Raw genomic sequence first — 15,476 nt, forward strand, 5'->3', positions numbered from 1 at the left:
ATCCCGCCTCGTGTTTCGGTGTTACTCCCAGCAGCTAACCAGAACGGTCATGCCCTGTGCGCGCAGCGTCAGGTCGCGCGGCGCGATAGGGGCAGCGGTGCTTTGCGCCATCTTGCTGTTCAGCCCCGCGTTTTGCGCGGCCTTGAGGATCACAGCACCGTCGAGGGCAAAGCTTACGTCTTCGGGCAGCTTGCGGTCGCTATCGGTGCGGGGCAGCAACATGCCAACCACATGGCCGTTATCGTCAAAGACCGGGCCACCTGAATCGCCGGGCTGCGCTTTTACGGCCAGCCGCTTGAGGGTGTCTTCGCCGTTCAGGCCTTTAAGGTCAGACAATGCGCCAAAGGTCAGGGTCGCCGCACTCAGAACACCTTCGTAGGAGTAGCCCGCCACGGAGATTTCCGACTGCAGGCGCGGTGCGCTGTTGCTGAACTCCGCCACGGCCAGAGGGGCCAGACGGCTTTCGGGCTTGAGCAACGCAAGGCCGCTGGCGTCATCCGTGGCGACAACTGTGGCGTCGGTATCGGCGTCCAGCGTCACGCGGGTGCATGAGGCGACCGCTTCGCTGGTGGTCACAACTGCGCCGTTGCTATCAATGAAAAAGCCGCTGCGGGCGATCTTGGGCTGACGGATTTGCAAGCCCGCGACCAGATCAATCGCTTGGGCGTCGTTGTTGCCGGCAGCGGCGTCCAGTACAGCGGGCAGGCGGGTCAGACTTTTGGACATCTCGGCAATCACGCGGCGACGACGGTCTTCGTCACCGGCGGGCCAGATAAGCGTGAAGCCTTTGATCTGACCATTCTCCAGCGAGACCTGCGTCTGGCTGATGATGCTGCCGTTTTCACCGATCAACTCGAACGAGTCGCGCTTGCGCTCGCGTGGGCCGTCCAGCGGCACGATCTCTAGGGTTTGCATGATGTCATAAAGACCATAGAGCGTGTCGCGGTTGCCCGGCTGGCTGATCAACAGAACCCGCGCACCGATATTGCCGCTGGCATCGTAATGCGCAAAGGGTGGCTCATAACGGGCAAAGGCAACCTCGGCCGTGGGCATCATGATTTCGATCCCGGCCTTCTCGTCACGCACCATTTGCAGGCCCAGCCCATCCAGCACGGCGTTATACTGCGCCATCAGCGCGGCACGCTGCCGGGTGGTCAGCACGCCTGTCTGGTCGTAGCCGTTTGCCGACTGCCATTCCCCCATTGACGCGCGGGTGCCGCGGCCAAAAGCGCCATCAATCGCAGCGTCGTAAAAACCGGCCCATTGCAAGGCGACTTGCAAGTCTCGGCGCTCTGCCGGAGAGAGGGCGCGTTCAGAACGACGCGCCTCTGCCGGGGTCTCATCCGGTTCGGGCGGCGCGGGGGCGGCAATTGTTTCAGCAGGATCTTCGCCTGCGGTGCTATCGCCCTCTGTCGCGGCCGGATCGAGCGGGGTTGTCGTGACTTCTGGTGTTGTTTCAGCAGTCGCTGTTTCAGGGTCGGCAGTTTCAGCCTCAAAACCCGCAGGCGGGTCAATCACACCGGTATCAAGCACATTGGCACCCACGGGCCAGAACTGCTGGCGAAAGCGGTTCGATTGCTGAATGAAACTGTCACGCGGCACCAGACCGTCGCGGACATAGCTGCGCAGCACCAGTTCGGCATCTGCCCGGCGGTAGGGGCCAACGGCGATGCCGTACCAACCGCCACCCAAGGAAAAGCCGCTCACGTCATCCAACAGGGTTTCATAGGCGCGCGCCCGGTCTGTGGCCTCTGCCAAAGACGGTTGCGCCTCAATCTGTACCCAAACGACATCCTCTGCCGATTGCGCCCGTGCAAGCCCGGCCCAAGACAGGCTCAGGGCCAAAAACATCGCCACGGGGGCAAAAAGAAATCGCTTCATCGTCACTCAACTCTCGTAAAACCAAATCCGAGCCAGATTACGCCGGAAAGCGGCGCAAATGCCATGGTAAAGGGGCTGAATTTCTCACAAAGCTGCGATTGACCCCCATGGATTGCAGACGTAGGAAAGGCGCGCATCATAAAGGGGCAATCACCATGTCTGACGCGGCGCAGAAACCACGCTCTTTTCAAGAGATCATCCTTGCATTGCAGAGCTATTGGGCGCGGCAGGGCTGCGCGATCTTGCAACCCTATGACATGGAAGTGGGCGCGGGCACCTTTCACCCTGCCACCACGCTGCGCAGCCTTGGCAACATGCCTTGGGCCGCGGCCTATGTACAACCCTCGCGCCGCCCCACCGATGGGCGCTATGGTGAGAACCCCAACCGCTTGCAGCATTATTACCAGTACCAAGTGCTGATCAAACCCAGCCCGCCCAATCTGCAAGACCTGTACCTCGGCTCGCTAGAGGCGATCGGCATCGACATGGCGCTGCATGACATCCGTTTTGTCGAAGACGACTGGGAAAGCCCGACGCTGGGCGCGTGGGGTCTGGGCTGGGAAGTCTGGTGTGACGGAATGGAAGTTAGCCAGTTCACCTATTTCCAACAGGTCGGCGGTCACGACTGCCACCCCGTCTCGGGTGAGCTGACCTATGGGTTGGAACGTTTGGCGATGTATGTGCTGGGCGTCGATCACGTGATGGGCATGCCGTTTAACAGCCCCGACGCGCCGATCCCGCTGACCTATGGCGATGTGTTCAAACAGACCGAAGAGGAATTCGCGCGCTGGAACTTTGACACCGCCAATACCGAGGTGCTGCTGGATCAGTTCAACGAGGCTGAGGCACACTGCCAGTTCATCCTCGAACAGCCCGCCGAAGATCCCAAAACCGGCAAGCGCATCGTCATGGCGCACCCAGCCTATGACCAATGTATCAAGGCGAGCCATATCTTCAACCTGCTCGACGCGCGCGGCGTGATCTCGGTCACCGAACGGCAGGCCTATATCGGGCGCGTGCGGGCCTTGGCCAAGCGATGCGCCGATGCCTTCGTGCAGACCCGTGCGGGCGGCTGGACGCCTGACGCGGAAAGCACGGCATGAGCGGCAAGATTGTTGGCATCGTGATCCTTGTATCTGCGCTGATCGCCGGGGCTGCACTTTATTATTTGCAGATCTACGGCTTCTATCACGAGGTGCCCGAAGCCAAGGTCGAACTTGTCTCGCTGACCTCGCAAGAGGCGGAAGAGATCGCCGCAGACAATCTGCAAGCCATCGACGCTGACAGCTCTCCGATCAGGTTCCGCGCATGCTTTACACATGACATCAGCCTTGCCATGGCGACCGAGACCTATGAGATGACCGACCACACCGATCCGCGTAACGCGCCGGGCTGGTTCGATTGTTTCGACGCCCCGGCCATCGGGGCCGAGATTGAGGCTGGCACCGCGCTGACCTTCCTTGGCGGCAAGAACGTGCACTACGGCGTCGACCGGATTGTGGCACTGACCGACGACGGGCGCGGCTATATTTGGCATGAGCTTAACGACTGCGGTGAGAAGTCATATGACGGTACCGTGGTGGGCGAGGCCTGCCCAGAGCGGCCTGCGAACTAAGACGATAAAGGTTCCGCGCAGAAAATAGCGCGGAACCTTTTGCCCGCGCCGAACGCTTGTTCTCCATTAGAATGGGGGCACGGGTGACAGACAAATCACATGAAGGACTGAAGTGGGTGATGCGCGCGGGCTATGGCGCGCGGGGCGTGATCTATACGATCATCGGCAGTCTGGCGCTGCTGGCCGCGTTCAAATCGACCCAAGCTTCAGGTACCAAAGATGCCCTCGCTGCACTGCGGGACGAACCCTACGGGGTGCCAGCGCTTCTCGCTATTGGGGTCGGGTTGCTGGCCTATCTGGTATGGCGTGTGGTTGCTGGGGTGCAGGACGTCGAAAATCAAGGAACTGATCCCAAGGGGCTAATTGCGCGGCTGGGGCAAATCACCACTGGGCTGATCCACGGCGGTATTGGCGTTTCAGTATTGGCGCTGGCGATGAGTGGGAAGAACAGCGGCGGCGACACCACGCAAGACTGGACACAAAAACTGATGTCGATGCCGATGGGCCGTTATGTCGTGGCAGCGATTGCACTGATCTTGCTCGGCGCGGGTATCTATTATGCCTACAAAGGCTGGAGTGGGAACTACAAAGGCCATCTGGCCCGCACGCATTTCACCGAAAGCATTGACCCTATTCTGACCATCGGCCTTGTGGTCTATGGTATCATGATGGCGTTGGTTGCCGGGTCTTTGGGCTATGCCGCACTAACGGCCAATCCCGAACAGGCGGGCGGTTTGGGCAAAGCGTTGCAAGACCTGCGCGGGATGGCCTTTGGGCGTTTCTTGCTTGGCGGTGCCGGGTTGGGGCTGATCGGTTTTGCGATCTATAACTTCGTTGAGGCTGCCTACCGAGTTGTACCGAAGTTCTCCGACCCCGATATCCGCACCTTGTTGGATTAAACGCAGAGCGGGGGGCTAGACCCTCCGCCTAGCACTCGTTATCCAAGCCCCCGATGAGACGCCGCCGTCGCGGCAAGAATTGGGGGCCGCCCGTGCCAGATCTGCTGATTGAACTTTTCTCCGAAGAAATCCCTGCGCGGATGCAGAAACGTGCTGGTGAAGACCTGCAAAAGCTGGTGACCAACGGTCTGGTCGAAGCCGGTCTGACCTATGGCTCCGCCGCCGTTTTCACCACCCCGCGCCGTCTGACGCTGGCGCTTGGCGATATGCTTGCCGCCAGCCCGCGTCAGGTCGAAGAGCGTAAAGGCCCAAAAGCCGACGCGCCGGAAAAAGCCATCGAAGGTTTTTTACGCGGTGCTGGTCTGACCCGTGATCAGCTTGAGGAACGCGACACGCCCAAGGGCAAAGTATTCTTTGCCAAGATCGAAAAGCCAGGCCGTCCGGCGGCTGAGATCGTGGCTGAGGTGCTGGAACAGACCATCCGCAATTTTCCATGGCCCAAGTCGATGCGATGGGGCACGGGGAGCCTCAAATGGGTCCGCCCGCTGCATTCGATCCTTTGCGTCATCAGCGATGAGGCCGGGGCAGAGGTGGTGCCGCTGACCATCGACGGCATCGCCGCTGGCAACACGACGCGCGGCCACCGGTTCCTTGCACCGGATGAGATCGAAGTCTCTGGGTTCGAGGACTACCAAACCAAACTCGCCCGCGCCCATGTCGTGCTCGACCCTGCCGCGCGGGCCGATACGATTTGGCATGACGCCACCAACATGGCCTTCGCCGCCGGGCTGGAAGTGGTCGAAGACGCAGGGCTTCTGGCCGAAGTCGCCGGATTGGTGGAATACCCCGTCGTGCTGATGGGCCGCATCGGCAAAGATTTCCTCGGCCTGCCGCCCGAAGTGCTGCAAACCTCGATGAAAGAGCATCAAAAGTTTTTCTCGGTCCGTAATTCGAAGTCGGGTCAGATCGAGCGTTTCGTCACCGTCGCCAACCGCACAACCGCCGACGATGGTGCCACGATCCTCGCGGGCAACGAAAAGGTGTTGGGCGCGCGGCTGTCGGATGCGAAATTCTTCTGGGACAACGACCTGCGCACCGTGACTTCGGGCGCGGGAATGGAGACTTGGGTCAAGGCGCTGGAAAACGTGACCTTCCATAACAAACTCGGCACACAGGCCGAGTTGATCGACCGCATGGCGACCCTCTCGCGTGAGCTGGCCCCGCTGGTCGGCGCCGACGCCGACGAGGCCGAGCAGGCCGCCCGCGTTGCCAAGGCCGATCTGAGTTCGGAGATGGTTTATGAATTCCCCGAATTGCAGGGTCTGATGGGCAGCTACTACGCGCGCAAGGCTGGGCTGTCGGATGCTGTGGCCGATGCGGCCAAGAACCACTACGCGCCGCTGGGGCCGTCCGATGACGTGCCGACTGAGCCGGTGTCGATTGCCGTGGCGCTGGCCGAGAAGATCGACAAGCTCACCGGCTTCTGGGCGATTGACGAAAAGCCGACCGGGAGCAAGGATCCCTTCGCGCTACGCCGTGCGGCTTTGGGGGTTATTCGGATTCTGGTTGAGAATGATGTATCCCTTCCGCTCGACAATGTGCTTGAGCAAAGTGCTGAGATCGTCGGTGAGCGCGACGCAGGCAAGGCTGATACCGGTGATATTCTGGGCTTCATCCACGACCGCCTAAAAGTCTACCTCCGCGACCAAGGTATCCGCCACGACATCATTGACGCCTGCATTGCCATGGACGGCAGCGACGATCTGACCTTGCTGGTCAAACGCGCCCGCGCCCTGTCGGAAACGCTCAAAACCGACGACGGCGAGAACCTGATCCAAGGCTTCAAACGCGCCAACAACATACTCAGCCAAGCCGAAGAGGCCGATGGCGTGGAATACTCCTTTGGCGCTGATCCGAAGTTTGCGGAAACCGAAGCCGAGAAAAACCTTTTCGCCGCGCTCGACAAAGCCGAGGCCAAGATCACCCCGGCGATGGCGGCGCAGGACTTTTCAACCGCGATGGCCGCCATGGCGGAACTGCGCGGGCCGATTGATGCGTTTTTCGAGGCGGTTCAGGTCAATGCCGACAACCCCACCGTGCGGCGCAACCGGCTCAATCTGCTCAGCCGCATTCGCACGATCTGTAGCGCCGTGGCGGACTTGACCAAACTGGATGGCTGACCGCTGAGGGGGCAAGATCCCTTGCCCCTTCTGCCTCAACCCCTATGCTGCACCGGAACGATTAAGGTGCCGCAGTGCAGAACGATCCCCATACCACGCTGGTGACCCCCACCGCGCCAATTGCCAATGATACCCACGGCGGGCGGGCGAAATGCTTGCAGCGCCTTGTGCGGCTTGAGTTGCCGGTGCCCTCTACCGTGGCGGTTTCTTTTAATGCGGTGCAACAGATCGCGCGCGGGCAGTTGCCTGATATTCAAGCGGTGGTCGATCAATTTCCCAAAGGCGCGCTGCTTTGTGTGCGCCCCTCTAGCCAAGACCCTGATTGGGGCGGGCCGGGGGCGGTGCTGAACATCGGCATCAACGATAAGCTGTTTGAATATTACGCCACGACCATCGGCGAAGGCCCGGCGGCAGCGCTTTATTCGCGGTTCGTGCAGTCCTATGCGGTCAATGTTGCGCGGCTGGATCCGGATATGTTCGATGATGTGAACGGCGATGGCCGCGCAGCGCTGATGGAATCACTACGCGCCTATGAGGCCGAAACCGAAGAGCGTTTTCCCCAAGACCCGGCGACCCAGTTGGCTGCGGTGCTCCGCTCGATGGCGCGGGCGTGGAACGGCACCTCGGCGCGGCTGCTCCGGCAAGCCAAAGGCGCACCTGCGGATGCGGGGCTGGGGTTGATCGTGCAGGAGATGGCCTTTGGTGTCGGGCAGGGGCAATGCGGTTCGGGCGTGTTGCAGCTGGTCGATAGCGATACTGGTCTGCCGCAGATCACCGGGCGCTATCTGAGCCAGAGCCAAGGCCGCGATGCGCTGGAGGGTGATGCCGCAGCGATGTATCTCACCCGTGATCCGCGCGGGCCGTCGTTGGAAGAGCTGGTGCCCGATGCCTTTGCCGAGCTGAAAGAGCACGCGGCGCTGATGCGAAAACGGCTGCGCGCCGAGATGCAGGTTGAGTTTGTGATTGATCAAGGCAAGCTGCATATCTTGGACGGTGTGAAGGTCGCGCGCTCCTCTCGCGCGGCGGTGCGGATCGCCGTGGCGCTGGCGGATGAGGGGATCATCAGCCGAGAAGAAGCCCTGATGCGGGTCCAGCCGCGCACGCTTTCGGAACTGCTGCACCGCCAAGTCGACCCAAGCGCCAAGCGTGACGTGATCGGGCGCGGCATCGCCGCCAGCCCCGGGGCAGCCACCGGGCGGATCGTCTTTTCGGCCAGCGACGCGCAGGCCAGCGCCGCACGGGGGGAGCCATGCATCCTTGTCCGGCGCGAAACCTCGCCCGAAGACATTCGCGGCATGCATGCCGCTGCGGCCGTGCTGACCGAACGCGGCGGGATCACCAGCCACGCGGCGGTGATCGGGCGCGGCATGGGGCTTCCTTGTGTCGTCGGTGCGTCGAACATGCGCTTTATCGTGACCCAGCGGCAGATCATCGCCCCTGATGGGCGGGTCTTTGTCGAAGGGGATCAGATCACCGTCGACGGCTCGACCGGGCAAGTCTTGGCCGGGGCGGCCAAGATGCAGGAAGCCGCACTTGATGATACGTTCACCCGGTTGATGGGCTGGGCCGAAGATGTGGCCGACATCGGCATTCGCGCCAATGCCGACACGCCTGCCGATGCGCAGACCGCGCGCAATTTCAACGCGCATGGCATCGGGCTCTGCCGGACCGAGCATATGTTCTTTGAGCCCGGTCGCCTGACCGTGATGCGCGAAATGATCTTTGCCGAAAGCGGTGAAGACCGCCGCGCCGTGCTGGAACGTCTCCTGCCCATGCAGCGCGAGGATTTTACCCAGTTGTTCCGCATCATGCAGGGGCAACCCGTCTGCATTCGCCTGTTCGATCCGCCGCTGCATGAATTTCTGCCCTCTGACAAAGCCGGACAACGCGAACTGGCCGAAGCCCTTGGGCTGCAAATGTCGGATGTGACGCGGCGCGTGGCGGCGATGACGGAATACAACCCGATGCTCGGCCTGCGCGGCGTGCGGCTGGGGGTGACGGTGCCCGAAATCTACGAAATGCAGGCCCGTGCGATCTTTGAAGCGACCATTGAGGCTAGCCGGGATGGTGAGCCTGTGGTGCCCGAGATCATGATCCCGCTGGTCAGCGCCCGGCGCGAGGTGGAACTGGTCAAGGCTTCGGTCGATGCGATTGCCGCTGCCGTGCGCAGTGAGCGCGACGCGAGCTTCACCTACCGCCTCGGCGTGATGGTCGAGACCCCGCGCGCCTGTTTGCGTGCCGAGGAAATCGCGCCGCATTGTGCCTTTCTCAGTTTCGGGACCAATGACCTGACGCAGATGACATATGGCCTCTCGCGCGACGACGCGGGGCGCTTCATGTCGAATTACGTTCAGCAGGGGGTCTACCCCGAAGATCCGTTCCACGTTTTGGATACAGATGGGGTGGGCGAATTGCTGCAGCTTGGTGCGGCGCGGGGCCGAAAAGCCCAGCCTGGAATCACGCTTTCGATCTGTGGAGAGCATGGCGGCAACCCCGAATCCATCGCATTTTGCCGCGAATCGGGCTTCGATTATGTTTCCTGCTCCCCATTTCGCGTACCGGTTGCACGTTTGGCCGCCGCCCAGCTCGCCATCGCCCACAAGATCGGGTAGGGGCGGCGGGCAGCGGCTCAACTTATACCATAATTCGGCGGGTTTCTGCACATAACGTCTGGCCGGGTTTACCAACTGGAACCTTTTGGCTATCCGCCCCGCAGCCCTAACAATGATGCGAGGCGCATAATGCGTTTTATCCGGTCGATCTCTTTTGCGTTATCCGTTGCTGTGTGCAGCGCCCCCTTGGCCGCTGTCGCCAGTTCCGAGAGCGCCAGCAATCTTGCGCAGATCGAAATTCAAGGCCTGAAATCCGCGGGCGCAACCCGGCTTCAGGAACTGGTCGCGCAGCCTGCATCAGCCAGCGAGACGGATGTGAAGTTCTCGAAGGCATGGATCGACAGCCAGCCCAAGGCCAAAACCAGCGCAGAGTTACAGTGTCTTGCCGAGGCGCTTTACTTTGAAGCGCGCGGTGAGACGGTCAAAGGTCAGTTCGCCGTGGCCGAAGTGATTATGAACCGCGTGAAATCGGCCCGCTTCCCCGGTACGCTTTGCGGTGTGATCAATCAAGGAACGGGCCGCAAGTACCAGTGCCAGTTCACATATACCTGCGATGGCAACAAAGAAGTCATCAATGAACCGCGGGCTTTTGCCCGTGTCTCTAAGGTGGCGCGTGCGATCATCGACGGATCCGCGCCCAAACTGACCAATGGCGCGACCCATTATCACACCACTGCGGTGAACCCTAACTGGGCGCGCGTCTATACCAAGACGGCCCGGATCGGTCAGCATCTTTTCTATCGTCACACTTGGAAAACTGCGTCGAATTAATTTCGCGCGGGCCGCGCCTTGGGGTGCTGGCCTGCTGGCGGCGGGCCTGTTAAAGCTGCTAAAGAAACGCCCCATGGGGCCGTTACCCTGATCCGATAGGCGCTGCCGATGTCCGACGAAATCCGACTTGCCTTTGCGCATCCGTCTGAGCGGGCCGAGACAATGGCCGGGCCCGAGCCGCGCGACAGGATTTCGCTGCGCGACCATATTGTCGAAGTAGAAATCGGCGCCTTTCAGGCCGAGCGGGATGTGACTCAGCGGGTCAGCTTTAACGTCGTCGTCGAAGTGATGCCGCTGACAAGTGTGGTGGATGACGACGTGGATCGCATCCTTTCGTATGACCGTGTGACCGAGGCGATTGCCGCCGAGCTTGCTGCCGAACGGCTAAACCTTTTGGAGACGCTGGCTGAGCGGGTGGCAGACCGGATCTTGGTCGAGCCGCAGGCGATGCGGGTCTTTGTGCGGATCGAAAAGTTGGACCGTGGTCCCGGCGCACTTGGGGTTGAGATCGTGCGGGCACGGGGTGGTGATGCCGCAAGGCATGACCCCGCGATTGAGACGCCGCAACCGCTTGTTGTCTATCTGTCGAATGCTGCCATTGCCTCCCCCCATTTGACTGACTGGCTTGACCAGTTGGAAGCCTCCGCTCAGCCGGTGATCTTGTGTGTCGGCCCGGCTGACATCGCCACGCCGCAGGCCGGGCAGGAAAAAGCGCAACGCCACATTGATCTGCTGGCGATAGAACAGAACGCTTGGATGGTCTTTGGCCGCGACCCTCGCTGCGCCGTCGTGGGCAGCCGGACAGAGTTGGACTGGGCGATGAAAAACGGTCAGATATGCATCTGGGCCCCTTCGCGGATCGTGCTGGATGCCGTCGACGGCCCCGCCGCTGCCCCGCATGAGGCACCCGCGCTGGCGGCGTGGTTCGCGGCAAGCCTTGCTGCGAAGGAACTGCTTACTGTTGGTGCTGCCGTCCCAGAGATTGCGGAACTGCCGACGCGCGCGCTTTCGGTCGATACGGCAAAGATCGCGTAATGGCAGACTACTTCCGTCCCCTCGTTCAAATCGGCCCGACGCGACCCGAAGGGGCCATGTCCCTCGCAGGTGGCTGGGGTTGGTTTAGCCATGTTGAACTGCTGTCGCGTGCGCGCGCCGCGAAAGTCATCTCGGCGGCGGATTTGCCCAAGTCGGCCCTAGACGCGTTGACCACGACGCGTGCGCCTATTGCTGGGCTTACCCTCGACCGCCCGCGCGTCATGGGCATCCTCAACGCCACGCCAGACAGTTTTTCCGATGGGGGCCGTCACGCCGATCCGCAAGTTGCAGTGGAGGCAGGCATGGCAATGCGTGCGGCGGGTGTCGATATGCTCGACGTTGGCGGCGAGTCGACCCGTCCGGGGGCCGATACGGTGCCTGAGGGCGAAGAGATTGACCGCGTTGTGCCAGTTATCGCAGGGCTTCGCGCCGCAGGTGCCGGGGCGATCAGCATCGACACCCGCAAGGCCGCCGTGGCCGAGGCCGCTGTGGGGGCTGGGGCTGATCTGGTCAATGATGTTGCCGCCCTTACGTTCGATCCCGCCCTTGCGCCTTTCTGTGCGGCGCGGGAGCTGCCCGTTTGTGTGATGCACGCTCAGGGTGATCCGGCGACAATGCAACGGGATCCGCGCTATGATGACGTGCTGCTTGATGTCTATGACTACCTAGCCGACCGCATCGCCGCGCTGGAGGCGCAAGGCATCGCGCGGCACAATATCATCGCCGACCCCGGCATCGGCTTTGGCAAAACGTTAGAGCATAACCTTGCGCTTTTGGCGCGGCTGAGCTTGTTTCACAGCCTTGGCGTACCGATTTTGCTGGGCGCATCGCGTAAGCGGTTCATCGGCACCATCGGCGGGGGAGAGGCTGGCGCAGACCGCGCTCCCGGTTCAATCGCCGTGGCGCTGGCGGCGCTCAGCCACGGGATACAGTTCTTACGTGTTCATGACGTAGCGCAAACCATTCAGGCGATTGCACTTTACCGTGCTGCCATGGCAGGAAAACAAATATGACAAAGCTTTTTGGTACCGATGGCGTGCGTGGCACGGCCAATATTCACCCAATGACCGCCGAAATGGCGTTGCGCATCGGCGCGGCTGTTGGGCGATATTTCCGACGCGAGAAGGATACCGTGCACCGCGTGGTGATCGGCAAAGACACCCGGCTTTCTGGCTATATGTTTGAAAACGCTTTGACGGCTGGGCTGACGAGCACGGGGATGAACGTTCTGCTGCTTGGTCCGGTGCCGACACCGGCAGTCGGGCTTTTGACCCGCTCCATGCGGGCCGATTTGGGGGTCATGATTTCGGCCAGTCACAATCCGGCCAGCGACAATGGTATCAAGTTTTTCGGGCCGGATGGGTTCAAACTCTCTGACCAAGTTGAGCAAGAGATCGAGGCGCTGGTCGCCGAGGGGGTGGAGCCTACGGCTCCCAACCAAATCGGCCGCGCCAAGCGCATCGACGACAGTCGCTATCGTTATATTGAGCGGGTCAAATCGACTTTCCCGCGTCAAATGCGTCTGGATGGGCTAAAAGTGGTGATCGATTGTGCCCATGGTGCGGCCTATCACGTCGCCCCCATGGCCCTCTGGGAATTAGGCGCAACGGTTATCCCTGTGGGCGTGGCACCCAATGGCCTAAACATCAATGATGGGTGCGGGTCTACCCAACCACAATCCGCAGCCGAGGCCGTGGTCGCAAATGGCGCGGACGTTGGCATTTGCCTTGATGGTGATGCGGATCGGGTGATCTTGATCGACCAGAATGGCCGGATTGGCGACGGGGATCAGTTCATGGCGCTGATGGCGTCGCGTTGGGCTGCGGATAGCCGGCTGGCGAACAAGTCGCTTGTCGCCACGGTAATGAGCAACCTTGGACTTGAGCGGTTTCTCAATGATCGCGGTGTGCAACTGGAGCGGACCGCCGTTGGCGACCGTTATGTAGTGGAGCGGATGCGGGCGGGGGGCTTTAACCTTGGCGGAGAACAATCGGGCCATATCGTCATGACCGATCACGCCACCACCGGTGATGGTCTGATGGCGGGGCTACAGTTTTTGGCAGAGATGGTCCGTTCGGGGAAGCCTGCCTCTGAACTGCTGTATCAATTCGACCCGGTGCCGCAACTTCTGAAAAACGTGCGTTTCTCTGCCGGTCAGACCCCGTTGGAGGATGCACAGGTCAAGGCCGCCATCGCGCAGGCTGAGGCCGATCTGGCACAGGGTGGGCGGCTGTTGATCCGCAAATCAGGCACCGAGCCTTTGGTGCGCGTCATGGCAGAGCACGAGGATGCGGAGTTGATGGAACGCGCAGTGGATAGCGTGGTCGACGCGGTGAACGCGGCGGTGGGCAGCTAGGCTGTCCTACCCGCGCTGGAACAACCGTTTCAGCGCTCCGTATTGGCTGAGCCCCACGCCCGCGAGGATCAGCGCCATCGCATAAAGCAGCGACATCGGCAGCGGCTCTGACAGCACCAGCGCACCCAGAAGGACCGACCAGACCGGCACTTGGTAATTCACTAAGGACATAAAGACCGGCCCGGCGGTGCGCACCACATAGACCCGCAGGAAAGCTGCGCCTGCTGTAGGGACGAGGCCAAGAAAGGCCAGCACACCCAATATCTTTGGCGCGGGCATGGGGGGCGGGCCTTCGCTGAGGAAAGCGGCAGGCAACATGATACTGGCGCCGACCAGCATGAGGATTGTGGCCAGCCCTATGGGGTCGACCGACGGCAAGCGGCGCATAAGGATCGAACTGACGGCATAACACGAGGCTGCGCCGACGCAGGCGATCCGCCCCGCAGTTTCCATCACGGCTCCCGTGCTTTCAAATGCTTGGCCGCCGATCAGCACCACCACGCCGACAAAGCCGATCAAGAAGCCGCCGACCTTACGCGGAGTCATGTTTTCGCCGGGAAGTAGGAAATGCGCCAGCGGCAGAACGATCAGCGCAACCGAGGCCATGGTCACCCCGGCAAAACCAGAGGTTACAAATTGTTGCCCCCATGCGAGCAGCGAGAAGGGTAAGGCAGAGCTAATGATGCCGATGGTGATTAGGATCGCGATGTTTCCGCGCGTTGGGCGCTTTGTAAAAAGCGCGAAACCTCGCACGGCCCATAGTGCAAGCATAACCACCGACGCAAACCCGATCCGAGAGGCGGCGAGCCAAAAGGGCGTAATGCCTGTAAGCGCAATTTCGATGGCCAGAAAGGTGCCGCCCCAGACAAAGCCCAGAATGGCGATCAGCAGCCAGCTGGTGCGGGTGATCTGAGGCGTGGTGTTCATCGAGGCTCCGGCGTGAAGGCAAAGACCCCGGCGCAGGGCCGGGGTCGATGTCGTCTCATTTTGAAATGGAGATGGCTCAGTTCTTGGCCTTGTCCACCATCTTGCCTGCGGAAATCCACGGCATCATCTCACGCAGCTTGGCGCCGACCTGTTCGATGCGGTGCTCGTCGTTGATGCGACGTGTGGCTTTGAACGAAGGCTGGCCAACAGCGTTTTCTTGCATGAAATCACGCACGAACTTGCCGTTCTGGATGTCCGTCAGCACGTCTTTCATGCGCTTCTTGGTCTCGTCGTAGGGCAGGATGCGCGGGCCGGAGACATATTCGCCGTATTCCGCCGTGTTCGAGATCGAGTAGTTCATGTTGGCGATGCCGCCTTCATAGATCAGATCGACGATCAGCTTCACTTCATGCAGACATTCGAAATAGGCCATCTCAGGGGCGTAGCCCGCTTCGACCAGCGTCTCAAAGCCCATGCGGATCAGTTCAACCAAACCGCCGCAGAGCACGGCCTGTTCGCCAAAGAGGTCGGTTTCGCATTCTTCGCGGAAGTTGGTTTCAATGATGCCCGAACGGCCGCCACCGATAGCGGAGCAATAGGACAGACCGATTTCCAACGCTTTGCCGGATGCGTCTTTGTCGACGGCCACAAGGCAGGGCACGCCGCCGCCTTTGGTGTATTCGCCGCGCACGGTATGGCCGGGGCCCTTGGGCGCCATCATGATGACGTCCACGCCTTCTTTCGGCTCGATCAGGCCGAAGTGGACGTTCAGACCGTGGGCGAATGCGATGGCGGCACCTTCGCGGATGTTGTCATGCACGTATTTCTTGTAGGTCTCGGCCTGAAGCTCATCGGGCATGGTGAACATGATCAGGTCGGCCCAAGCGGCCGCTTCGGCGATGCCCATGACCTTGAGACCTTCGCCTTCGGCCTTGGCGGCGGAAGCGGAGCCTTCGCGCAGGGCGACGACGAGATTCTTGGCACCGGAATCACGCAGGTTCAGGGCGTGGGCGTGGCCTTGGGAACCGTAGCCGAGGATCGCCACCTTCTTGTCTTTGATGAGGTTCACATCGCAGTCACGGTCATAATAAACGCGCATGATCTTGTCCTTTAGTTGATCTCTATCTGGGGTTCACCATAGCGATCTTGCGCCTAGGAGCCATTGTCATCGCAGAGGTATTTGTGAAAGGATAAAGATAG

General features: G+C 61.0%; 12 protein-coding genes. 9 read left to right on the forward strand and 3 right to left on the reverse strand.

Features of this window, described 5'->3' with window-relative positions; all coding sequences use genetic code 11:
* Nucleotides 1-21: 21 nt before the first annotated feature.
* On the reverse strand, nt 22-1,881 hold the full coding sequence (locus DSM110093_RS05475) for a serine protease (protein ID WP_243267046.1): 1,860 nt from the start codon (nt 1,879-1,881) through the stop codon (nt 22-24).
* A gap of 155 nt (nt 1,882-2,036) precedes the next feature.
* Between DSM110093_RS05475 and DSM110093_RS05480 the strand changes: the two genes are divergently transcribed.
* The 9 genes from DSM110093_RS05480 (at nt 2,037) to glmM (ending at nt 13,349) form a co-directional block, all read left to right on the forward strand.
* A complete protein-coding gene (locus tag DSM110093_RS05480; protein WP_243267047.1) occupies nt 2,037-2,984 on the forward strand; it encodes a glycine--tRNA ligase subunit alpha in 948 nt (315 codons plus the stop codon).
* Nucleotides 2,981-3,496 (forward strand): DUF6446 family protein, encoded by a 516-nt coding sequence (locus tag DSM110093_RS05485; protein ID WP_243267048.1) that lies wholly within the window; start codon nt 2,981-2,983, stop codon nt 3,494-3,496. The genes DSM110093_RS05480 and DSM110093_RS05485 overlap by 4 nt, the downstream gene beginning before the upstream one ends.
* An 83-nt stretch (nt 3,497-3,579) precedes the next feature.
* Complete coding sequence (locus tag DSM110093_RS05490; protein WP_243267049.1) at nt 3,580-4,395, forward strand: DUF1206 domain-containing protein; 816 nt, start codon at nt 3,580-3,582, stop codon at nt 4,393-4,395.
* Between the two features lie 92 nt (nt 4,396-4,487).
* Nucleotides 4,488-6,575, forward strand: coding sequence for a glycine--tRNA ligase subunit beta (gene glyS / locus DSM110093_RS05495; protein ID WP_243267050.1), 2,088 nt, complete (start codon nt 4,488-4,490; stop codon nt 6,573-6,575).
* A gap of 74 nt (nt 6,576-6,649) precedes the next feature.
* Nucleotides 6,650-9,187 carry a putative PEP-binding protein gene (locus DSM110093_RS05500; protein WP_243267051.1) on the forward strand — a complete coding sequence of 846 codons (2,538 nt, stop codon included), beginning with the start codon at nt 6,650-6,652 and terminating at the stop codon, nt 9,185-9,187.
* 129 nt (nt 9,188-9,316) lie between these two features.
* A complete protein-coding gene (locus tag DSM110093_RS05505) occupies nt 9,317-9,958 on the forward strand; it encodes a cell wall hydrolase (RefSeq protein ID WP_243267052.1) in 642 nt (213 codons plus the stop codon).
* 108 nt (nt 9,959-10,066) lie between these two features.
* Nucleotides 10,067-10,993, forward strand: coding sequence for a dihydroneopterin aldolase (locus DSM110093_RS05510; RefSeq protein ID WP_243267053.1), 927 nt, complete (start codon nt 10,067-10,069; stop codon nt 10,991-10,993).
* Nucleotides 10,993-12,006, forward strand: coding sequence for a dihydropteroate synthase (folP, locus tag DSM110093_RS05515; RefSeq protein ID WP_243267054.1), 1,014 nt, complete (start codon nt 10,993-10,995; stop codon nt 12,004-12,006). The genes DSM110093_RS05510 and folP overlap by 1 nt, the downstream gene beginning before the upstream one ends.
* Nucleotides 12,003-13,349, forward strand: a complete 1,347-nt coding sequence (gene glmM, locus DSM110093_RS05520) for a phosphoglucosamine mutase (RefSeq protein ID WP_243267055.1) — start codon at nt 12,003-12,005, stop codon at nt 13,347-13,349. Before folP ends, glmM begins: the two co-directional genes overlap by 4 nt.
* A gap of 6 nt (nt 13,350-13,355) precedes the next feature.
* Here the strand turns inward: glmM and DSM110093_RS05525 are convergent, their stop codons facing one another.
* Both DSM110093_RS05525 and ilvC read right to left on the reverse strand, forming a co-directional pair.
* Complete coding sequence (locus DSM110093_RS05525; RefSeq protein WP_243267056.1) at nt 13,356-14,276, reverse strand: DMT family transporter; 921 nt, start codon at nt 14,274-14,276, stop codon at nt 13,356-13,358.
* 76 nt (nt 14,277-14,352) lie between these two features.
* Nucleotides 14,353-15,375 carry a ketol-acid reductoisomerase gene (ilvC, locus tag DSM110093_RS05530; protein WP_067622701.1) on the reverse strand — a complete coding sequence of 341 codons (1,023 nt, stop codon included), beginning with the start codon at nt 15,373-15,375 and terminating at the stop codon, nt 14,353-14,355.
* Nucleotides 15,376-15,476 lie beyond the last annotated feature (101 nt).

The sequence above is a fragment of the Sulfitobacter sp. DSM 110093 genome, from assembly GCF_022788715.1.
Lineage (GTDB): Bacteria > Pseudomonadota > Alphaproteobacteria > Rhodobacterales > Rhodobacteraceae > Sulfitobacter.

Excerpts from the sequence above, each read along its gene's own strand:
- DSM110093_RS05475 (WP_243267046.1), bottom strand. The coding sequence starts at position 1,881 with ATGAAGCGATTTCTTTTTGCCCCCGTGGCGATGTTTTTGGCCCTGAGC.
- DSM110093_RS05480 (WP_243267047.1), top strand. The coding sequence starts at position 2,037 with ATGTCTGACGCGGCGCAGAAACCACGCTCTTTTCAAGAGATCATCCTT.
- DSM110093_RS05485 (WP_243267048.1), top strand. The coding sequence starts at position 2,981 with ATGAGCGGCAAGATTGTTGGCATCGTGATCCTTGTATCTGCGCTGATC.
- DSM110093_RS05505 (WP_243267052.1), top strand. The coding sequence starts at position 9,317 with ATGCGTTTTATCCGGTCGATCTCTTTTGCGTTATCCGTTGCTGTGTGC.
- DSM110093_RS05510 (WP_243267053.1), top strand. The coding sequence starts at position 10,067 with ATGTCCGACGAAATCCGACTTGCCTTTGCGCATCCGTCTGAGCGGGCC.
- folP (WP_243267054.1), top strand. The coding sequence starts at position 10,993 with ATGGCAGACTACTTCCGTCCCCTCGTTCAAATCGGCCCGACGCGACCC.
- glmM (WP_243267055.1), top strand. The coding sequence starts at position 12,003 with ATGACAAAGCTTTTTGGTACCGATGGCGTGCGTGGCACGGCCAATATT.
- DSM110093_RS05525 (WP_243267056.1), bottom strand. The coding sequence starts at position 14,276 with ATGAACACCACGCCTCAGATCACCCGCACCAGCTGGCTGCTGATCGCC.
- ilvC (WP_067622701.1), bottom strand. The coding sequence starts at position 15,375 with ATGCGCGTTTATTATGACCGTGACTGCGATGTGAACCTCATCAAAGAC.